The 20736-nt window shown below is 70.6% G+C and carries 18 protein-coding genes and 1 tRNA gene; 4 read left to right on the forward strand and 15 right to left on the reverse strand.

Going from position 1 to position 20736, the window contains the following annotated elements; genetic code table 11:
• Position 1 precedes the first annotated feature (1 nt).
• Positions 2-721, forward strand: coding sequence for a DUF305 domain-containing protein (locus K1T34_RS09045; RefSeq protein ID WP_220243835.1), 720 nt, complete (start codon positions 2-4; stop codon positions 719-721).
• A gap of 47 nt (positions 722-768) precedes the next feature.
• Here K1T34_RS09045 and K1T34_RS09050 read toward each other — a convergent pair whose 3' ends face one another.
• The 4 genes from K1T34_RS09050 to K1T34_RS09065 all read right to left on the reverse strand — a co-directional run bounded on the left by K1T34_RS09050 (position 769) and on the right by K1T34_RS09065 (position 4670).
• On the reverse strand, positions 769-1374 hold the full coding sequence (locus tag K1T34_RS09050; protein WP_220243836.1) for a flavin reductase family protein: 606 nt from the start codon (positions 1372-1374) through the stop codon (positions 769-771).
• Between the two features lie 84 nt (positions 1375-1458).
• Complete coding sequence (locus K1T34_RS09055) at positions 1459-2274, reverse strand: MBL fold metallo-hydrolase (protein ID WP_255638409.1); 816 nt, start codon at positions 2272-2274, stop codon at positions 1459-1461.
• A 175-nt stretch (positions 2275-2449) separates the two neighbouring features.
• The gene (locus K1T34_RS09060; protein ID WP_220243838.1) at positions 2450-3370 is read right to left on the reverse strand and encodes a cation diffusion facilitator family transporter; all 921 of its coding nucleotides are present in this window, start codon (positions 3368-3370) and stop codon (positions 2450-2452) included.
• A gap of 175 nt (positions 3371-3545) precedes the next feature.
• A complete protein-coding gene (locus K1T34_RS09065; RefSeq protein ID WP_220243839.1) occupies positions 3546-4670 on the reverse strand; it encodes an epoxide hydrolase family protein in 1125 nt (374 codons plus the stop codon).
• Positions 4671-4785: 115 nt separating this feature from the next.
• Here K1T34_RS09065 and K1T34_RS09070 point away from each other — a divergent pair.
• A tRNA-Arg gene (locus K1T34_RS09070) sits at positions 4786-4858 on the forward strand.
• Between the two features lie 85 nt (positions 4859-4943).
• Here the strand turns inward: K1T34_RS09070 and K1T34_RS09075 are convergent.
• Positions 4944-6275 (reverse strand): alpha/beta hydrolase, encoded by a 1332-nt coding sequence (locus K1T34_RS09075; RefSeq protein WP_220243840.1) that lies wholly within the window; start codon positions 6273-6275, stop codon positions 4944-4946.
• 264 nt (positions 6276-6539) lie between these two features.
• Between K1T34_RS09075 and K1T34_RS09080 the strand changes: the two genes are divergently transcribed.
• A complete protein-coding gene (locus tag K1T34_RS09080) occupies positions 6540-7190 on the forward strand; it encodes a TetR/AcrR family transcriptional regulator (RefSeq protein ID WP_220243841.1) in 651 nt (216 codons plus the stop codon).
• Between the two features lies 1 nt (position 7191).
• Here K1T34_RS09080 and K1T34_RS09085 read toward each other — a convergent pair whose 3' ends face one another.
• Both K1T34_RS09085 and K1T34_RS09090 read right to left on the reverse strand, forming a co-directional pair.
• The gene (locus K1T34_RS09085) at positions 7192-7962 is read right to left on the reverse strand and encodes an enoyl-CoA hydratase/isomerase family protein (RefSeq protein ID WP_220243842.1); all 771 of its coding nucleotides are present in this window, start codon (positions 7960-7962) and stop codon (positions 7192-7194) included.
• Between the two features lie 58 nt (positions 7963-8020).
• Complete coding sequence (locus K1T34_RS09090; protein ID WP_220243843.1) at positions 8021-9694, reverse strand: AMP-binding protein; 1674 nt, start codon at positions 9692-9694, stop codon at positions 8021-8023.
• 177 nt (positions 9695-9871) lie between these two features.
• On the opposite strand from K1T34_RS09090, the gene K1T34_RS09095 reads away from it, so the two are divergent.
• The gene (locus tag K1T34_RS09095; protein WP_370643808.1) at positions 9872-10897 is read left to right on the forward strand and encodes an LLM class F420-dependent oxidoreductase; all 1026 of its coding nucleotides are present in this window, start codon (positions 9872-9874) and stop codon (positions 10895-10897) included.
• Positions 10898-10923: 26 nt separating this feature from the next.
• Here the strand turns inward: K1T34_RS09095 and K1T34_RS09100 are convergent, their stop codons facing one another.
• The 8 genes from K1T34_RS09100 to K1T34_RS09135 all read right to left on the reverse strand — a co-directional run bounded on the left by K1T34_RS09100 (position 10924) and on the right by K1T34_RS09135 (position 20726).
• The gene (locus K1T34_RS09100; protein ID WP_370643655.1) at positions 10924-11520 is read right to left on the reverse strand and encodes a TetR/AcrR family transcriptional regulator; all 597 of its coding nucleotides are present in this window, start codon (positions 11518-11520) and stop codon (positions 10924-10926) included.
• Between the two features lie 16 nt (positions 11521-11536).
• The gene (locus tag K1T34_RS09105; RefSeq protein WP_370643810.1) at positions 11537-13234 is read right to left on the reverse strand and encodes an acyclic terpene utilization AtuA family protein; all 1698 of its coding nucleotides are present in this window, start codon (positions 13232-13234) and stop codon (positions 11537-11539) included.
• 77 nt (positions 13235-13311) lie between these two features.
• The gene (locus tag K1T34_RS09110) at positions 13312-14118 is read right to left on the reverse strand and encodes a TIGR03084 family metal-binding protein (protein ID WP_255638410.1); all 807 of its coding nucleotides are present in this window, start codon (positions 14116-14118) and stop codon (positions 13312-13314) included.
• A gap of 1 nt (position 14119) precedes the next feature.
• Entirely contained in the window at positions 14120-14881 is a 762-nt protein-coding gene (locus K1T34_RS09115; RefSeq protein ID WP_220243848.1) for an enoyl-CoA hydratase/isomerase family protein, read from the reverse strand.
• Positions 14878-16899, reverse strand: a complete 2022-nt coding sequence (locus tag K1T34_RS09120) for a biotin carboxylase N-terminal domain-containing protein (protein WP_255638411.1) — start codon at positions 16897-16899, stop codon at positions 14878-14880. The genes K1T34_RS09115 and K1T34_RS09120 overlap by 4 nt, the downstream gene beginning before the upstream one ends.
• Before the next feature lie 8 nt (positions 16900-16907).
• Positions 16908-18509 (reverse strand): acyl-CoA carboxylase subunit beta, encoded by a 1602-nt coding sequence (locus K1T34_RS09125; RefSeq protein WP_220243849.1) that lies wholly within the window; start codon positions 18507-18509, stop codon positions 16908-16910.
• A 40-nt stretch (positions 18510-18549) separates the two neighbouring features.
• A complete protein-coding gene (locus tag K1T34_RS09130; protein WP_220243850.1) occupies positions 18550-19704 on the reverse strand; it encodes an acyl-CoA dehydrogenase family protein in 1155 nt (384 codons plus the stop codon).
• Between the two features lie 191 nt (positions 19705-19895).
• Positions 19896-20726, reverse strand: coding sequence for a class II fructose-bisphosphate aldolase (locus tag K1T34_RS09135; protein WP_220243851.1), 831 nt, complete (start codon positions 20724-20726; stop codon positions 19896-19898).
• Positions 20727-20736 lie beyond the last annotated feature (10 nt).

Below are 20736 nucleotides of genomic sequence, written 5' to 3' on the forward strand. Positions count from 1 at the left end.
GGTGAGCACCGAAGCCGACCTCGAACCGGACGTCGACGAGCCCGGCGAGCGCCCCACGTGGTCCCGCTGGGTCGTCATCGGCGGGTCGATGCTCGCCGTGCTGCTCATCGGCGTGGCGATCGGCGTGTTCGCCGCGCGGCTCACCGACGGCAGCGACGCCGCGCCGGCGACCCCCGGCGCGGGTTCGGTCGAGGTCGGCTTCGCGCAGGACATGTCGACGCACCACCTGCAGGCCGTGACCATGGCCAACTGGGCCCGCGACCACAGCACGGACCCCGAGGTGCGGCAGCTCGCGTTCGACATCGAGTCGTCGCAGACCGAGCAGGTCGGGCGCATGAAGGGCTGGCTCATGCTGTGGGACCAGCCCGAGCAGGCGCCCGGCGCGTACATGACGTGGATGACCGAGCCGATGGGCCACGCGGGCATGCAGATGCCCACCAGTTCGCCGGCCAACGGCGCCCCGATGCCGGGCATGGCCACCGACGCGGAGATCGCCAAGCTGCGTTCGCTGACCGGCCGCGCGATGGACGTCGACTTCCTTCAGCTCATGCTGCGCCACCACCAGGGCGGCACGGCGATGGCGGAGTACGCGCAGGACCACTCGAACCTGCCGGCGCTGAAGGCGTTGTGCCGCAGCATCCTCGTGTCGCAGGGCGCGGAGATCAACCAGATGAAGCTGATGTTGCAGGCGCGCGGGGCGGCTCCGCTTCCGGCGTCCTGAGGTATTTCTTGCCGGGGGCCGCTCCTTCTTGGGGCGGCCCCCTTTTTTCAGCGCTTGTCCCAGTCGGCGAACCGGACGCGCGGGATCTCCTTTACGTCGCCGACGGTGCCCCACTCGTCGCCGCCGAGGCGCGCCAGCGGCCGCAGCCGGCCGATCACGGGGTGGTCGCCGTCGAGCACGTCCTCGGCCACCGCGACGTGCACGACCCGGCCGAACACCACCGTCGACGTGCCGAACCCGACCGTGCTGTGCAGCTCGCACTCGAACGCCACCGGCGACTGCGCCACCCGCGGCGGCTTGACCTTCGTGCTGGGCTCGCGCGTGAGACCCGTGGCGTCGAACTCGCTGTGGTCGGGCGGGAAGTCGGTGCCCGTGTCGTTGATCTTCTCGAAGAGGTGCTCCGGCGCGAGGTTCACCACGAACTGCCCGGTGGCCTCGACGTTGCGCAACGTGTCCTTCCGCCCCACCGACGTGAACTGCAGCACCGGCGGCGCGGCCGAGGCCACCGTGAAGAACGAGTGCGGCGCCAGGTTGTCCACGCCGCTCGCCGAGGTGCTCGACACCCACGCGATCGGCCGCGGCACCACGGTCGCGGTCAGCAGGCGGTAGAAGGCGAACGGGGCGACGTCGGCGGGATCGAAGTCCTTGCGCATGCCCTTTGGTCTACCAGGTGGCCACGGTGGACGAGGTGCGCACCTCATCCACCGCTACCGGCTCCTGTGCAGAGGAAGAAGACGTCAGGACTGCTTCCCCACGACGTTCCACTCGCCCGGTTCGGCCAGCGCCAGGACATGGGCCAGACCGGCGTCGTCGAAGGCGGGGCGGAACGTGTCGATGCCCTCGGAGAAGTGGGCCCAGCCCTGGATGTGGGCGGGCAGGACGGTTTTCGCGCCGAGCACCGCGGCCACGGCGGCGGCGCGTTCGGAGGTGAGCGTCAGGGGGCGGCCGTCGAACTTCGCCGCGACGCGGGCGGCGCCGGCGAAGAGGACCGCGACGTCGATGGGCCCCACCTTGCTCGCGATCTCGGCCGCCACGCGGACGGAGGCGTTGTCGCCGCTGAGGTACACCGTCGGCAGGCCGGTGCCCGAGAGCACGAAGCCGATCACCTGGGAGTTGATGTGGCCGGTGTCGTCGCGGTCGCCGTCGGCGGGGCCGTGTTCGGCCGGAACGGCCTGCACAGTCAGGTCGCCGCCGCCGTCGCCGCGCGGGATGGTGATCGTCTCCCAGGCCTCGAGGCCCTTGGCGGTGGCGCCGAGCAGCTTCGCGGAGTTGGCGCCGGTCAGGAGCGTCTTGGCGGCCAGGGCGTATTCCTTGCCCCTGACGTCCAGGTTGTCGGGGTGGGCGGCGTGGCTCACGAGCACGACGTCGACGTCGCCGAGCCCGGCTTCGTCGACCGCCGGGCCCTCGAGCTTGGTCAAGTAGGCGCGCGGACCCGGTTCGTCGAACGTCGGGTCCATCACGAACCGCAGGCCCGCGATGTCCACGACGGTGGTCGGCCCCCCGATCACGCCGATCCCGAATTCCTGCCGCTGCGAACTGATGCGCTCACTCACGAGCATTCCCCTTGGTGGTCTGTTCGGCAGGCGCGCTCATTCCCGCCTGCTTATCTGTTGCGCCGCTTGAAGATTGCCTCGAACGCGGGGAACCGGCCACCGGTGAACGGGTCAGATCCCGCCGGATTCGGCTCAGCGCCAAGGCAGGCGTACGCCCATCCCGAGTCAAACCGGGCTACCAGGACAGTTCCTGGCACCGGCGCGCGCACTGCGGTCCTTCGACCTGCAGCGTCGCGTGGTTGATGGAGTACCGGGCGGACAGGAGGTCCTGCGCCTTGGTGAGCACGGTGGACTGCTCGGCCTCGTCGCTCATCGTGAGGTGGGCCGAGGCGACCTCCATGCCGGAGGTGAGGGTCCAGACGTGCAGGTCGTGGACGTCGGAGACGCCCGGCAGGGCCGCGAGCTCCGTGCTGATCGCGCCGACGTCGACGGTGTTCGGGGCGTGCTGGAACAGGATGCGCAGCGCGCGCCGGGCCAGGGTCCACGTGCGGGGCAGCACGAACAGGCCGATGGCGACACCGATGATCGGGTCGGCGTAGCGCCAGCCCGTGGTGAGGGTGATCGCGCCGCTGATCAGCACACCGACGGAGCCGATCAGGTCGGCGAGCACCTCGAGGTACGCGCCGCGGACGTTGAGGCTTTCGCGCGCGCCCGAGCGCAGCACGAAGAACGACACGATGTTGGCGACCAGGCCGGCTCCCGCGGCCAGCATCACCGGCAAGCCCGCCACCTCGGGCGGGTCGGTGATGCGGCCGATGGCCTCCACCAGCACGTATCCGGCGACGCCGAACAACAGCACCGCGTTGCCCAGCGCGGCCAGCACCTCGGCGCGGTACATGCCGAACGTGCGGCTGAGCGTCGGCCCGCTGCGGCGCGCCAGGACGATCGCGGTGAGCGCCATGCCGACGCCCAGGACGTCGGTGAACATGTGGGCGGCGTCGGAGATCAGGGCCAGCGAGCCCGTGGTGAAGCCCACCACGAACTCGAGCACCATGAAGCCCGCGCCGATGACGAGGGCGATCAGCAACGCGCGCAGGTAGCGACCGGACGCGCTCGCCGGGGCGGCGGTGTGCCCATGTCCGTGTCCGTGGCCCATGACTCCGCCTCCCATCGTTTCCGCAGGTCACCACCGGTGCAGGGCCCGTCGCAAGGTCCCCTTGGCAATATATAGTCGCATGCGCATATGTGCAATACAGGTAAGCCTAAGTGCACTGTAATCGGGCACACAGGCCGATACCCATCCCCCGGATGAGCACTCCCGCCTGGTGGGATCAGCGCACCAGGCGGAAGAACCCGCGCACCTGCTCGACGAGCGACTCCGGCTCCTCCATTGCGGCGAAGTGGCCGCCGTGCGACAGCTCTTCAAACCAGCGCAGGTCGGTGAACCGCAGCTCGGCCTCGCGGCGCGAGGGTCGCGTGATCTCCTTGGGGTACAACGAGATCCCCGAAGGCGCGGTGATCTTGTTCCGGAACCCCGTGCCGAAGCTCTCCCAGTACAGCCGCGCCGACGACGTGGCCGAGGCCGTGAACCAGTACACGGAGATCGCGTCGAGGATCTGCCGGCGGGTCAGCGCGTCTTCCGGGTGGCCGTTGTTGTCGGTCCACGCCCAGAACTTCTCGGCAATCCAGGCGGCCTGACCGGCGGGCGAGTCGGTGAGGCCATAGCCGAGCGTCTGCGGACGGGTGGACTGCTGCCCGGAGTAGCCGCGCCCGGTGCGGCCGAACTCCTGCGCCGCGGCGAGCGCGGCCTGCTCCTCGGGCGTCGGGTCGTCGAACTGCCCCAGCGGCGCGGCCGCCATGTTCACGTGGACGCCCGCCACCCGCTCCGGCGCGACCTCGCCGAGCGCTCCGGTCACGGCCGAGCCCCAGTCGCCGCCCTGCGCGCCGTAGCGCTCGTAGCCCAGCGAAACCATCAGGCTGTCCCACGCCCGCGCGGTCCGCTCCACACCCCACCCGGCCTTCGCCGGCTTGTCGCTCCACCCGTACCCGGGCAGCGACGGCGCGACCACGTGGAACGCGTCCGCCGGGTCTCCCCCATGGGCGCGCGGGTCGGTGAGCGGGCCAAGCACGTCGAGGAACTCGAGCACCGAGCCGGGCCACCCGTGCGTGATCACCAGCGGGAACGCGTCCGGCTCGGGTGAGCGCACGTGCAGGAAGTGGATCCCGAGCCCGTCGACGGTGTCGCGGAACTGCGGGAACTCGTTCAGCCTCTCGGCGAAGCCGAAGTCATAGTCCTCGGCCCAGGTGCGGCACAGCTCCTGCGCGTAGGCCAGCGGCAAACCCTGGGACCAGTCGTCCACCGTCTCGGCCTCGGGCCACCGCGTGCGGCGCAACCGTTCCCGCAGGTCCGCGATGTCGGCCTCGGTCACGTGGGCCTCGAACGGTTCCGCTGCCACCCTTGCTCCCTCCGTCGGCAAGATCAACGCTAGCAGTGTCGGCCCCGAAGGTGACCCCCTGCGGAACACCGGGCGAACCGGGGTGCGCTAAGCTGACGTCGTTGCGCAGCGATGCGCCCTTGTAGCTCAGGGGATAGAGCACTGCCCTCCGGAGGCAGGTGTCGCAGGTTCGAATCCTGCCAAGGGCACATTCTTCACGTAAACGAATCGGCGGTTCTCACTCGCGAGTGAGAACCGCCGATTTCGTTGTGGCGTCATTGTGGCCGGCTCGGCTCAGCTGCCGCTGATCAGTTCTTCCGGGAACGTGCCCACGAGGGTGTCGGTGAGGTTGCCGATCGTCGAGAGGGCTTGCGACATGCCCGGGATCGGGTCCTGGTTGTCGCCGAGGCCGGGGACGACGTTGCTGCTGCGCTGAAGCAGCGCGATGGCCGGGACGGCGGCTTGCACGACCGCGGCGTTGACCGCCCGTGCCGCCAGGCTCGGGGTGGGGTTCGGCGGCGTGGGGACGGGCGCAGCGGGACCGGGCGCGCTGTCGTGGACCGCGGTGCCGGCCCCGACGTACTTGTCCGCGAAGTCGAGCATGCGCGCATTGCTGTCCGGCGCGCTCTTCTCCAGCTGGAGGTCGTGGGCGGTGTTCGGGACGACGTCGGCGAGGACTGTCGCGTCAGGACCGTAGAAGGGGCGCTCGAAGTCGGCCAGGGCCGCGGAATCCGAGCAGCTCGGGCCGAGCAGACCGCAGATGAACGGGTCGTGCTGTCCGACGACCGTGTAGACGGGGATGTTCAGCGTGCGGTCGACGTTGAGGACGTTGTAGCCGGCCAACGTCGCCAGTTCGACGAGGTTGCCGGTTTCCTTGAGCTGCTCGTCCTTCGCGACCACACCCGGGTCGGTCGAGGTCGCGTTGCCCAGGTAGAAGCCGCGGCGGGTGTCGGGGTAGCTCGTCAGGTACGCGGGGTCGAGGCCGGCGCCGGAGAACTTCGGGTCGAGTGACGAGGGGTAATCGTCGGCGATGATCTTCGTGACGACGTTGGCGTAGTTGAGCGAGTGCGCGATGCCGGTCGGCATGATGGCGTCGACGTCCTTGTACAGGCCCGCTTCCGTCATCGTGAGGATGCCGCCCAGGCTGTGCCCGACCTCGATCACCTTGTCGAAGCGGGTGCCGAGCTTGCCGGCGCGCAGGGCGGTGATGACCTGGTGGACGGTGCTGACGTCGGCATAGAAGTTGTCGAACGCGCTCAACGGGTGGGTGGACTGGCCGTCACCGAGGCGGTCGATGTTCATCGTCGCGTAGCCGCGCCGGTTGGCCGCCCGCACGTAGGAGTAGGTGTCCGGCTCATACGGCAAGTCCCAGTAGTACCGCGCGTAGGACCAGCCGTGAACGAGGATTTGCACGGTGGTGGCGCCGGGCGGGACGCACAGCGTGCCGGCGATGGTGGCCGGCTGACCGGCCGCGGTCACCGCAACCGTGACGTTCTTGCAGTCTGTGGCTGGGTTTTCCGCTGCCGAGCCGGGCGTCACGACGCTTCCGGTGGCCACGAGAAGGGCGGCCAGCACGGTCGCTGCGCGCCGGCGCCGTAGTGAATTACCGTTCTTTACGACGGGCATGGTTGACCTCTTTGTCATCCTGAACCATGGACTTCTGCACAAGAAACCCTCTGAAGAGCATGAAAGCGGAGGGTTTTGGGAGGTGCGGCTAGCTAGTGAACTGTCATTCACTAGCTAGCGGACAGTACCACGCTCGAGCCCGGGCGCGATTCACGTGATCGGGTTGTTCTGCCCGGCAAAGCAAGAGTGACGCTCGCCCTGCGGCGGCTTGGGGCGCGCGTGTGCGAGGTACGATCGGAAAGTCAGCCGTGGAGGGAGGTACCGGTGAAAGAGGCGCAACGGCCTCGGCGCGATCCCGCGCGCAAAGCCCGGATCCTGACCGCGGCCGCGGAGCTGATCTCGCGCAACGGTTACCACACCGTGGGCATGGCCGAGATCGGGCAGGCCGCGGGGATCGTGGGATCGGGCATCTACCGGCACTTCGACAGCAAGTCGGCGATCCTCGCCGAGCTGCTGGAGCAGGTGATGGACCAGCTGTCCACCGCCGCTTCGTCCATCGTGGACGAAGCAGGCGACGACCGGCGCGCGGTGAGCGAGCTGATCGGCAACCACGTGCGCATCGCCATCCACGACCGCCGGATCCTCCAGGTGTACCACCGCGAAGCGCGCAACCTGCCGGAGAACGACCTCCGGCGCCTGCGCCGCGCCCAGCGCCACTACATCGAGGAGTGGGTCGGCGCGGTCGCCCCACTGCGCACCGACCTGGCCGACGGCGAGATCCGCGTCCTGGTCCACGCGGCGATCGGCAGCATCCAGTCCATTTTGTTCTTCAACTCCGGCCTGCCGGTACCGCAACTGGCCGCGTTGCTGGTCGGCGCGGCCCACGCCTGTCTCGGCATCGACGCGGCCTCGCCCGCGGTCGTCGTCGAGGCGGGCGACGCGGGCGAGGAATGGCCGGACGAGCAGGGCGCCTGAGCTACGCGGGTGGGCGTTCGCGCTCGCGGAACTCTGTCAGGCCGGCGCGGATTTCCGGGGAGTGCACGTAGGCCGCGAAGGTCTCGTACTCCAGGTCGAGGGCTTCGGCGGTGGGCAGGTCGCGGGCGGCGTTGGCGACGCGTTTGACTTCGGCCAGGGCGAGGGCGCTGTGGGTGGTGAAGCGGCGGGCGAGGGCGAACGCCGCGTCGAGCAAACCCTGCGCCGGCACGACTTCCTCGATGAGGCCCCAGGCGTGGAAGCGTTCGGCGGGTTCGAGGTCGCCGGTCAACAGCAGGCGGCGGGCGACGTTGGCCGGGAGCTTGCGTTCGATGCGGACCGCGCCGCCTCCGCCGGGCAGCATGCCGTAGCGGACGTGGCCGTCGCCGAGGAGGGCGCCCTCGGCCGCGACGACGGCGTCCGCGGCGAGGACCAGTTCGAAACCGCCGGCGACGGCGTGACCGTTGACGGCGGCGATGACCGGCAAGGGTGAGTTTTCCCAGCGGCTGAACAGGTTCCCGGCGCGCCGCACGAAAGCCAGCAGGTCCTCCTGGCCGCCGTCCAGCCGGTCGAGCACCTCGGGCAGGTCCGCGCCGACGCAGAACGCGCGCCCGGCACCGGTCACGACGATCGCGCGGCACGCCGAGGCGGCGATGCGGTCGAGCGTGGTCTCGAGGTCGGTCAGGAGCTGCTCGGAGAGGGCGTTGAGGCGGTCCGGGCGGTTGAGGCGCACGAGGGCGATCGAGTCCTGGTAGGTCAGGTCGACCAGGGTCATCAGGGTCCTCCACAAAGGACAGTGAAACGTCGGAGATCACGAAGAGGCAAGCGGGTCCTCAGCCGCGCGACCCGTAGAGGCCGGCGTGCCGGCCCCTCAGCTTGTACTTGAGGACCTTGCCGCCGACGGTCTCGGGCAGGGCGTCCTCGAAAACGACCGCCTTCGGGGTCTCGTAGCCGCCGAGCGCGGCGCGGCAGTGCGCGATGAGCGACGTCTCGTCGGCCTCAGAGCCAGGCCGCAACACGACGACCGCCGTCACGGCTTCGCCCCAGTGCTCGTGCGGCAGGCCGATCACCGCGGCCTTCTCGACGGCCGGATGCCGGTGCAGCACTGCCTCCACCCGCAAGCTGGACACGTTCTCACCGCCGGACTTCACGATGTCCTTGAACCGGTCGACCATCACGCGCAGGCCGTCCTCGTCCACCACAGCGCTGTCACCTGAGTGGAACCAGCCGCCGCGGAAGGCCTCGCGGGTCGCGTCCTCGTTGAGGTAGTACCCGGCCGTGACGGTCGGGCTCCGGTACACGGCTTCGCCGGGCACCTGCGGCTGGTCGCGCAGGGAGGTACCGGTCTCGTCGACGACGTCGGAGGCGAGCAGCGGACTCGGCACCCCGACGTAGTTCAACGCGGGAGCCGTGCGTTCATAGACCTCCGGCCACTTCGCCGGCCAGAACCGGTGGCACGCGATCGCCTCGGTCTGCCCGAAGATACCGAGCACGACCAGGCCGGGCGCTTTCCGTTGCAGGGTCTCGTAAACGGCCGGTTCGAGCGCACCCCAGCCGTAGACCAGCACGGTGAGGCTGGAGAGATCGCGACCGGATTTCTCCGCCTCGACGGTCAACGCGGCGACGAACTGCGGCGAGCCGGCCCACAGCGCGGTCGGCCGCTCCTCGTCGATGGCCAGGGCGACCTGGTCGGGCACCGGCCGGCGGCCGAGGACCAGCGAACCCCCGGCGAGGAACGCCGAGAAGGTGAACACCTGGTCGCCGACGTGGTAGATCATCGGCAGGTAGGTCATCACCTTCACCTCGGTCTCCACGCGGAGCCCGCGCGTCAGCGAGACGGAGAAGTTCAGCGCCGCCAGGTGGCTGGCCGAGTGCGAGATCATCGCGCCCTTCGGCATGGCCGTGGTGCCGGAGGTGTAGAGCAGCTGCCAGATGTCGTCGCCGTGGATCTCGACGTCGGGCTCGGTCACCGGCCGGCCGGCGAGGAAGGCGCCGAACGTCGGGCTGCCCGCGACCGCGCCGCCGCCGATCGTGATCGTCGCGGCGACCGGCAGCCCGGCGGTCTCGAAGGCCGCCCGAGCCCGCGGCCACAGTTCGGAGTCGACGATGGCCGCCTCCGGTTCGGCCTGGCCGATCAGGTATTCGAGCACGTCGGTGGCCAGTGCGGGGTTGATCGGCATGGCGACCATCCCGGCCTTCGCGATGCCGATCTTCGCCAGGTACGCCTCGACGGAGTTCTCGCAGAAGAGCGCGACCCGGGCGCCCGGTTCGAGCCCGCGCGCGGCCAGGGCGTGGGCGAGCTGGTTGGCGATCTCGTCGGCCTGGCGGAAGGTGACCGACGCGAACCGCTCCTCGCCGTACGCGCCAGGCCGGCCGGTGATCGCGACCTCGTCGGGGTAGCTCCACGTCAGGCGTTCGAACACGTCGCCGACGGAGGTCCGTTCCCAGCGGTTGACCGCGCGGCGGCCTCGCAACGTCGTGACGTCGATCTTCCCGAACAGGTCCACACCAGCCTCCTTGCCGAATGCCAGACGCCGCACAGCATCCAACTTGATGCGCGCACTGGCAAGACCAAAGTCACTAGCCATTCACATCGTTACCCGATCAGTGCAGCTTGCAAGGAAGCCGCGAGTGAACAACGATGCACTCACCAAATGCGCGTTCAGGAGGCCACCGAAATGCCGATCCCCGTGGGTGTCAACGTCGGCCAGTTCTTGCGCGGGTTGCCGGCGCGGTGGGACGAGCGCGTCCGGGAGATCGAGGACCTCGGCTTCGACGGGATCTGGTTCGCCGAGGCCTACGGCTCGGACGTGTTCACCCCGCTCGCCTGGTGCGCCGCCCGTACGACGCGCGTGCGCCTCGGCACGGCCGTCGCGCAGATCCCCGCCCGCTCCCCCGCGGCCACCGCGATGGCGGCGGCGACCCTCGACCACCTCTCCGGCGGACGCGTGGTCCTCGGCCTCGGCGCCTCCGGCCCGCAGGTGTCCGAGGGCTGGCACGGTGTCGCCTTCCCCCGTCCGCTGGCTCGCACCCGGGAGTACGTCGAGGTCGTCCGCCAGGTCCTGGCCCGCGAAGCCCCGCTCACCTACGACGGGGAGTTCCACCGCCTTCCGCTGCCGTCGGGCACCGGGCTCGGCAAGCCGCTGCGCTCGACGCTGCACCACCGGCGACCGGACCTGCCGATCCAGCTGGGTGCCGAGGGCCCGCGCAACGTCGCGCTCGCGGCCGAGATCGCCGACGGCTGGCACGCGATGTTCTTCTCCCCCGAGGCCGACGCGTTCTACCGGGCCGCGCTCGACGCCGGCTTCTCCCGCCGGCCCGGCGGTCGCCCGGCGCGCTTCGAGGTGATCGCCACGGTGCCGGTCGTCGTGGACGAGGACGTCGAGCGCGCGGCCGACCACGTCCGGCCGGAGCTCGCGCTGTACATCGGCGGCATGGGCGCCCGCGAAGCGAACTTCCACCACGACGTTTTCACCCGCCTGGGTTACGCCGACGTGGCGGCGCGCGTGCAGGAATTCTACCTCCGCGGCGAGAAGCAGGCCGCCGCGGCCGCGATCCCGACCGCGCTCGTCGAGGAGGTCGCCCTCGTGGGTCCGGTGGGCAAGATCCGCGAGGAGCTGTGCCGGTGGGAGTCCACTGTGGTCGATTCGCTCGCTGTTCAGGGACTGCCGGACGACCTCGCGCTCGTGGCCCGCGCCGTGCTCGGCTGACCTCGGCACGGCCACGCGCTCCCGGCTCACCCGCTCGCCTCCGGTCCGACCGGCGGCACTCCCAGGCAGGCGTGCGCCGCACCGCGCAGCAGCTCCGTCAGCCGGTCCGCGGGCAGGCCCGATTGGTGGAACAACACCGACTGCACGCAGCCGATCGCCGAGTGGACCAGCACCCTCGCCTCGCCTTCCGCCAGGCCCGGCCGCAGTGGCCGCACCGCCGCCGCCCAGCCCTCCAGGTACTCGCGCTGGGCCCGCTGCAGCCGGCGCAGGTCCTCGGCCGGGAGGTTGCGCGCCTCCAGGTGGTACACCTGCAGGATCCGCCGCTCCTCCACGGCCACGCGGACGTGGTGGCGCACCAGCTCGGTCACCGCGGTCCGCTCGTCCGGCGTGGTCGCCAGGATCTCGGCGGCCGCCGAGTCCAGCAGGTCCATCACCCGGTACAGCAGCGCGGTCAGAATCGCCGCCTTGCTCGGGAAGTGGCGGTAGACCCCGGTGCTCACGATGCCCGCCGCCGCGCCGATCTCGGCCAGGCCCACCGCGTGGTAGCCGTGTCGCGAGATCAGGTCGGCCGAGACGGCCAGGATCCGCTCCTTGCGGTCAGGGTCACGTCTCGGCGTACGCACATCGTCCACTGTGGACTCAGCTCCGCAGGAGGTGTTCCGGGACGTCCGCGAGCCGGCTGCGCAGGTACTCGCCCAGCCCCTTCGCCTGCGGGTCGGGCCGCGTCGCGGAGGCGACGCCCGCACCGAGGATGCCGACGACCACGAGGTTCACCGCGCGCAGGTTGGCCAGCTCGTAACGCCGGATGTCGAGCTCCGCGGCCTCCGGGAGCAGTTCGCGCACGCGCTCGCCGGTCAGATAACCGCGCAGCCACGCGTACTCCTCGTCGGTGCGGACCCACACCCCGATGTTGGCGTTGCCGCCCTTGTCCCCGGATCGGGCTCCCACGATCGTCCCGAGCGGCAGACGCCGGGTCGGCCCGGCGGGCACCTCGGCCACCACCGGCTCCGCGACCTCAGGAGCGAGCGCCGTCACCGCGCTGTGCGGGATGGTCCGCACGGTCCCGTCGGGCAGCGTGACGCGGTGCTCCACTTCGGACGCGGGGATCAGCGTCGGCCAGTAGACGCCGTACGCGCTTTCTGTGGACGGCGGCGTCGTGGTGTGGAAACCCGGGTAGCCGCCGAGAGCGAGCTCCATGGTGGTGTTGGAGAACGCGCGGCCGACCTTGCGCCGGTCGGGATCCTTCACCGTCACGCGCAGGTGCGCGGTGGCCTCGGCGTTGGTCGCCGCGTCGGAGTGGTCGAACCGCAGCAGCCGCACGTCGAACTCCGCGAACCGCTCCCGTCCGCCCAGTAGCTCGACCAGCTGCTGCTCGGCCCACGCCGCTTTCTCCTCGATGCGGGTGCCGGTCAGCACGAGCGTCATCGTGTTGCGGTACCCGCCCTCGTAGTTGAGCGCCACCTTGAGCCGGTCGGTCGGCGCGCTGCCGCGCACGCCCCGGATGCGCACGCGGTGCTCGCCGTCGGGCACGAGCTCGAGGGTGTCGAAGTGGGCCACGGCGTCCGGCCCGAGGTACGCCGGCTCGGCGATCTCGTACAACAGCTGCGCGGTCACGGTGCCCACGGACACGAGCCCGCCGGTATCGGCGTGCTTGGTGATCACGCTCGAGCCATCGGCGTCGACCTCGGCGATCGGGAAGCCCGGGTACCGGCGGTCGGTGACCTCCTCGAAGAACGCGTAGTTCCCACCCGTGGCCTGGGGCCCGCATTCGATCACGTGGCCGGCGGCCATCGCGCCGGCGATCTTGTCGTGGATGTCCGCGTCGTCGCGGGTCCAGCCGTGCCACCACGCCGCCGGGCCGACCACCACCGACGCGTCGGTGACCCGCCCGGTCACGACCAGGTCCGCGTCCGCCCGCAGGGCTTCGGTGATCCCCCACGCGCCGAGGTAGGCGTTGGCCGAAACCGGGCGCACACCGGCGTCGGCGAGCTTGCGGCCGGTGTCGAGGTGCGCGAAGGCGTGGCCGGCCGCCTGCAGCTCGTCGAGCCGGGGCACGAGGTCGTCTCCGTCGACGTACGCGATGCGTGGGTGCAGGCCGAGCCGTTCGGCCAACGCACCGAGTTCGGCCGCCAGCCCGGCGGGGTTGAGGCCGCCGGCATTCGACACGATCCGGATGCCGCGGTCGAGGCAGGTGCCCAGCACGTGCTCGACCTGCGTGAGAAACGTCTTCGCGAACCCCGTCGCCGGGTCCTTCTGCTTGGCCTTCCAGAGGATCAGCATGGTCAGCTCGGCGAGGTAGTCGCCGGTGAGCACGTCGATCGGGCCGCCCTCGACCATCTCGCGGGCGGCCTGCAACCGGTCGCCGTAGAAGCCGGAGCAGTTGCCGATGCGCACGGCGCGGCCGCCGGTCGTGGTCACGATGGTCCTCCCGTATGGCTCAGGGGCGCTCGCCCGGTTCCGGGGCTGCCGGCGAAGGTCTGGGCAACGGACAGCCACTCGGTCGCGACCGGGCCCGCCACCTCGAGATCGGTGTCGTCGCGGTGGCGGCGCTGGGTCACGACGAGGCAGAAGTCGAGCGCGGTCCCGGTGACGCGGTCCGCGGCCTCGGCCGGACCCCACGTCCACACGGCGCCGGACGCGGCCGTGAGCTCGACCCGGATCGGCTCGGCCGGTGCGGGTTTTCCGTTCAGGGCGAAGGAAAACGCGGCAGTCTGCACGCCGAGGTGCGCGATGTGGCGCAGCCGGTCGGTCGGCTCGCGGTCACGGCCCAGCGCGTCGGCGATGTCTTGTCCGTGCGCCCAGGTCTCCATCAGCCGCGCGGTGACCGAGGACAGGGCACTCATGTCCGGGCCGTACCAAGGGAGCCGCGCTTTCGGGTCGAGGTGGCGGAAGGCGGTGACGAACTCGTGGCGCGTCCGGTCGAACCAGGTGCGGACTGCTTCCGCGGGCAGCGTCGCGTGTTCGGCCGCGACCCGGTCGGGGAAATCCATGCCGCCGGCCACGAGAGCGTCGGCGGCGAGCCGGAACGCGGCCGGGTCGACCGCGGCTTGTGTCGCCGTCTCGTCGAAGTACGCGAGGTGCGTGAGCTGGTCGCGGACGGTCCAGCCCACCGCCGGGGTCGGCCGGGAGATCGCCGCGTCGTCGAGGTCCGCCACGAGGTCCTGCAGCACCCGGGTCTCGGCGACGAGGTCGTCGAGCACCTGCCGCATCGAAACGGCCACGTCAGCGGCCCTGCCAGACCGGCATGCGCTTTTCCTTGAAGGCCAACGGGCCTTCCTGCGCATCTTCGGACAGGTACACGGGTTCCCAGATCTCCTCGGCCAGGTCGTAGGCCTCGGCCCGGCTGTGGCCGGCCGACAGGTACGCGGTGCGTTTGGCGGCGAGCACGGACAGCGGCGCGTTGGCCGCGATGCGCTCGGCCAACTGCTGCGTGCGTTCGCGCAGGTCGGCCGCCGCGACGACGTCGTTGACCAGGCCGTGCTGCTGCGCCCGCGCGGCGCTGATCGGATCGCCGGTCAGCAGGATCTCCAGCGCGACCCGCGGCGGCACGAGCCAGGACAACGGCGCCGCCCACGGCGAACCGCGGCCGACCTTGACCTCCGACACGGCGAAGCGCGCGTGCTCGGCGGCCACCACGAGATCACACTGCTGGGCGAGCAGGAACCCGCCACCGTAGGCGATCCCGTTGACCGCGGCGATCGTCGGCTTCGGCACGTCGACGTTGCGCCCGAACTGGGGAAGGAAGTCCGGGGGCGGCACGGTCAGCGCGGTCTCGTTCATCTCCTTGAGGTCGCCGCCGGCGCAGAACGCCTTGTCGCCGGCGCCGGTCAGGACGAGGACTTTCGCGTCGTCGTCGGCGTTGAAGCGGTGCACGCCGTCGAACAGTCCTTTTCGGACCGCCTCACTCAACGCGTTGCGCGCCTCGGGGCGGTCGATGGTGAGCCAGGCGACGCCGTTGGTCACCTCGTAGCGCACGGGGGTCATCCGGCCTCCTCTTCGGTGATGACGGCGACGATCTCGCCCGATTCGACGGTCTGTCCCAGCTCGACGGACAGCTCGGCCACGAGCCCGGCGACCGGCGCGCGCACGGAGTGCTCCATCTTCATCGCCTCGAACACCACGATCACCGCGCCGGCCTCGACGTGCTGTCCTTGTTCCGCGACGACCCGGACGACCGTGCCCGGCATCGGCGCCAGCAACGAGCCGGGCGCGGCGTCCGTGCCGGGCTCGGGCAGCCGGGGTCGTTCGGTAAAGGTGGTGGCGCCCAGCACGCTGTCGCAGTAGACGGTGTCGCTCACCTGGTGCACGTGGACCGTGCGCCGGATTCCGTTCACGCGCAGGTCCACCCGGTCCGGACGCGCGTCGAGGACGGCGAGGCCGTCCACAGGGGAACCGTCCACCCGCGCGTCGAGTCCCTGGCGGGTGAAGCGGTAGGTGACGTCGACGTCGGTGTCCCCGAGGCGGTACTCGGCGCGCTGCGGGGCGCTCGCGACGTTGCGCCATCCCGTCGGCACGACCCGCTGCACTTCGGCCCGGCCCCGCCGGTCGGCCTGACTCGCGACGGCGGCCGCCAGCGCGTGCACGGTCACCGCCTCCTTGCCGGGCACGCCGATCAGCGCGGCGGGATCGTGGCGCGTGAGGTAACCGGTGTCGGTCGCGCCGGCGGCGAAGTCGGGTTCACGCAGGATCGCCACGAGCAGGTCGCGGTTGGTGACCAGACCGTGGATTTGCGCTTCGGCAAGGGCTCTGGCCAGTTTCCGCACGGCTTCGGCGCGGGTGCGACCGTGCGCGATGACTTTGGCGAGCATGGGGTCGTAGTGCGTGCCGACCACCGAGCCGTCGCGCACCCCGGTGTCGACGCGCACCCCCGGCAGGGCCGGGATCCGGAAGCGGTGGAGCGTTCCGCTGCCCGGCAGGTAATCGGCCGCCGGGTCCTCGGCGTACAGGCGCGCTTCGACCGCGTGGCCGGTGATCTCGGCTTCCGTCGCTTCCACCGGCAGCGGCTCGCCTTCGGCGACGCTCAGCTGCAGAGCGACGAGGTCCAGCCCGGTGATCTCCTCGGTGACCGGGTGTTCCACCTGCAGGCGCGTGTTGACCTCGAGGAAGAAGAACTCCCCGTTCGGCGCCATCACGAACTCGACGGTGCCCGCGCCGGTGTACCCGATCGCGGCACCCGCCGCAACCGCCGCGTCGCCGAGCTGCTTGCGCAGGGCCTCGTCCACGGCCGGCGACGGCGCTTCCTCGATGATCTTCTGGTACCTGCGCTGGATCGAGCACTCACGTTCGAAGAGGTGCACGACGGTGCCGTGCGCGTCCCCGAAGATCTGGACCTCGACGTGGCGCGGGTTCTCCACGAACCGTTCCAGGAACACGGTTCCGTTGCCGAACGCCGACGCCGCTTCCCGCCGCGCGCTCGTCACGGCTTCGACGACTTCCGCGGCCTCGCGCACGATCCGCATCCCGCGCCCGCCACCGCCAAAGGCCGCCTTGACCAGCAGCGGGAAGCCGATGTCCTCGGCCATCCCGGTCACGGTCGCGGCATCCACGTCGGCGGTGTCGTCGATGGTGGCACCGGGCAGAACGGGAACGCCGGCCTTCGCCATCAGCTCCTTGGCCGCGATCTTCGACCCCATGGCCTCGATCGCCGCGACCGGCGGCCCGACGAAAACCAGCCCCGCGTCGGCGCAGCGGCGCGCGAAGCCGGCATTCTCGGACAGGAACCCGTAGCCGGGGTGAATCGCGTCCGCACCCGTGGCCAGCGCGGCTTCGACGATGAGCTCGCCTCGCAGGTAGGTCTCGGCGGAGGACGAGCCGGGCAGGAGCACGGCTTCGTCGGCGGCCTCGACGAACAACGCGTCGGCGTCCGGATCGGAGTGCACCGCGACGGTGGCGATGTCCAGGGCTCGCGCGGAGCGGATCACCCGTTCCGCGATCTCGCCGCGGTTGGCCACGAGCAGCTTCCGGATCGGGCGGGTGCCCGGCGGGGTCCAGCTGGATTTCAAGGTGGTCCTCACATCCGGAAGACGCCGTAGCCACGCTGGCCGGCGACGGTGTTGGAGTGCGCGGCGGACAGCGCGATGCCGAGCACGGTGCGGGTGTCGCGCGGGTCGATGAGGCCGTCGTCGTAGAGCCGCGCGGTGACGAAGAAGGCGTGCGATTCCTTCTCGATCTGCGCCTCGATCGCCGCGCGGTTGCGCTCGTCTGCTTCGAGGTCGAACTCGCGCCCGTTGGCCGCCGCCGACTGCTTCGCGACGATGGACATGACGCCGGCCAGCTGCGCGGCACCCATCACCGCCAGCCGGGACCCGGCCCACGCGAACATCAGCCGCGGGTCGTACGCGCGGCCGGACATGCCGTAGTTGCCGGCGCCGAAGGACGCGGCGAGGTTCACCGTGATGTGCGGAACCTTGCTGTTGGCAACGGAGTTGATCATCTTGGAGCCGTCCTTGATGATCCCGCCCTGCTCGTAGTTCTTGCCCACCATGTAACCCGTGGTGTTCTGCAGGAACAGCAGCGGCGTGTCGGTCTGGTTCGCGAGCTGGATGAACTCGCTGGCCTTCTTGGCTTCCTCGCTGAACAACACGCCGCGCGCGTTGGCCAGGATGCCCACCGGGTAGCCGTGCACAGAGGCCCAGCCGGTGACGAGGCTGGTGCCCCACAAGGGTTTGTACTCGCCGAAGCGCGACCCGTCGACCACCCGCGCGATGACCTCACGCGGGTCGAAGGGCACCTTGATGTCCGAAGGCGCGATACCGAGCAGCTCCTCCGGGTCATACAGCGGCTCGTCGGCGGGCAGCGTCGGGCCGGGGCCGAGCTTGCGCCAGGTGAACTCGGCGACGATCTGGCGCCCGATCCGGATGCAGTCGCGCTCGTCGGCCGCGAAGTAGTCGCACAGCCCGGATACCTTGGCGTGCATGGCCGCGCCGCCGAGCTCCTCGTCGTCGGCGTCCTCACCGGTGGCCATCTTCACCAGCGGCGGGCCGCCGAGGAAAACCTTGGCTTGGCCGTCGACCATCACCGCGTAGTCGCACATGCCGGGCACGTAGGCGCCGCCCGCGGTCGAGTTGCCGAACACCAGCGCGACGGTGGGGATCGCCAGCGACGACAGCTCGGTGAGGTCGTGGAAGATCTTGCCCGCGTGCACGAACAGCTCCGACTGCGTGGGCAAGTCGGCACCGCCCGATTCGACCAGGTTGATCACCGGCAGGCGGTTGATCCGGGCGATCTCCAACGCTCGCAACGTCTTCTTCAGCGAGTACGGGTTCATCGCCCCGCCGCGCACGGTCGGATCGTGCGCGATCAGCACGCACTCGACCCCGGAGACGACGCCGATCCCGGTCACCACCGAGGCCCCGACCGAGAACTGCGTGCCCCACGCCGCCAGCGACGACAGTTCGAGGAACGACGCGTCGCGGTCGAGCAGCAGCTCGATGCGTTCGCGGACGAGCATCCGGCCGCGGTCGCGGTGGCGCTGCTGGTAGCGCGGCCCGCCGCCGGCGATGGCCGCCTGGATCTGCTCGGCGAGCTCGGCCAGCACCTGTTTCTGGTGCTTCAGGTTGGTCTGGAAGGTCTCGTCCGCGGTGTTCAACGCGGACCGCAACACGGTGGTCATCTCGCGGTGGTCCGTTTCTCTCGGCTCGCTTGTCTCGGGCTCAGTACGAACGGGGCAGCCCGAGGCTGTGCTGGGAGACGTAGTTCAGGACCATCTCCCGGCTCACCGGCGCGACCTGCAGCAGGCGCGCGATGCCCCAGTACGGCAGCAAGCCGTATTCGGTGGCGAACCCGTTGCCGCCGTGCGTCTGGATCGCCGCGTCCACGGCGGCGGCGGCCGCCTCGGCCGCCGCGTATTTGGCCATGTTCGCGGCTTCGCCCGCCGGTTCGCCGTGGTCGTGCTGCCAGGCCGCCTTCGCCGTCATCAGTGCGGCCAGATCGGTCTCGATCTTGGCCTTCGCGAGCGGGTGCGCGATGCCCTGGTGCTGCCCGATCGGCGCGTCCCAGACGGCCCGCGTCGACGCGTAGTCCGCGGCTTGGGCCAGCACGTGGCGGGCGATGCCGACGCACACGGCCGCACCGGTGATGCGCTCCGGGTTGAGCCCGTGGAAGACCTGGTGGAAGCCGTTGCCCTCTTCGCCGACCAGGGCGCTCGCGGGCAGGCGCAGGTCGTCGAAGTGCAGCACGAACTGCTTCTCGGGCAGCTTCGCCGACACCGGCAGCCGCGTCGCGACGAACCCGGGGGTGTCGGTGGGCACGAGGAACAGCGACAGCCGGGCGCGGCCGGTGGTCTCGTCGCGGCCGGTGCGCGTGACGAGCAGGACGGCCTCGGCCTCGTCGACGCCGGAGATGTAGTGCTTGGTGCCGTTGAGGACGAAGTCGTCGCCGTCCCGCACCGCGACGGTCGAGAGCCGGTGGGTGTTGGACCCGGCGTCGGGTTCGGTGATGCCGAAGACGATCTTCGTCTCACCGGAAGCCATGCGCGGCAGCCAGTGCTCTTTCTGCTCGGCGGTGCCGTAGTCGGAGATCATCTCGCCCGAGATGGCGGCGGACACCATGAGCAGCAGCAACGGGCAGCCCGCGGCCGCGGTCTCCTCGCACACCATCGCCAGCTCGGCCAGGCCGGCGCCACCACCGCCGTACTCCTCCGGCAGGTTGATCCCCAGGAACCCGTTGCGGCCCAGCTCGGCCCACAACTCGGCGGTGGGCTCGCCGGCCTCGGCGCGCGGGACGTAATACTCCGGCCCGAACTTCGCGGCGATCGCCCGCACCGTGTCCCGGAGATCCCTGTGTTCCGAGGCCTCCTGAAAGTCCACACCGACTCCTTCGTCCGTCCAGCGCCCTAGTGCATAGTGGTTCACTAGGGCGGCTTTGGCAAGCGAAGACATCGAAGTGCACTTGACCAGCTGGCGATCCAATTCGGTGATGGTCCAGCCTGTTCACCCGCCGTCGAATTCAGTGAATGACGGATAACTTGGGTGCGAAGTGGCTACGTTGGGCTGACCGCCTAGCCGCCGAGGGTTTCGAGCACGGTGCGCGCGACGCCGGTGGCCTTGTCCAGCACCGCGCGGGTGAGCGCAAGCATGTCCTCACCGGACGCGCGGGCCGGGCCGACGCCGGCTTCGAGGGTTTCGAGCATCGCGGTGCGGAGTTCGGTGTTGACGTTCACCTTGCCGACGCCGGCGGCACCGCAGCGACGCAGGTCGGACGGCGGCAGACCGGACGCGCCGTGCAGGACGAGCGGGACGGTGCCGGCCTCGGCACGGACGCGGGCCAGCCGCGGCCAGTCGAGAGCGGGCGCGCCGCGGTAGCGGCCGTGCACGTTGCCGACGCCGCACGCGAGCAGCTGGGCCCCCGAGGCGGCGAGGAACGGCCGGACCTGCGCGGGGTCGGTTTTGCCGGACACCTCGACGGCTTCCGCTCGGTCTTCGTCGCCGGGAACGCTGCCGAGCTCCGCTTCCACGACGACGCCGCGCGGCGCGGCGAAAGCCCCGACCTCGCGGACGAACGCCGCGTTCGCGTCCGGCGGCAGGTGGGAGCCGTCCGCGAGCACGGCGTCGACACCGTGCTCGATCGCCATGCTGATCAACGCCGCGTCCTTCGCGTGGTCGAGCTGCACGCACACCGGGACGGCCGCCGCGTCGGCGATCGCGCGCAGCGTCCGGATGAGGCGCGGCTCGGCGGCCGAGGGCGCCACCAGCAGGATCACGGGCAGGCCCGCCTCTTCCGCCGCGCTGACCACCGCCAGCGCGGTATCCGCCCCGTAGCAGGTGAACGCGGGAATGGCCGCCTGGTCGGCGAGTCGCCGGGCGACCAGGTCGTCGAGTGCCGCTCGCATCGGTCGAAAA

The organism is Amycolatopsis sp. DSM 110486 (assembly GCF_019468465.1).
GTDB lineage: Bacteria > Actinomycetota > Actinomycetes > Mycobacteriales > Pseudonocardiaceae > Amycolatopsis.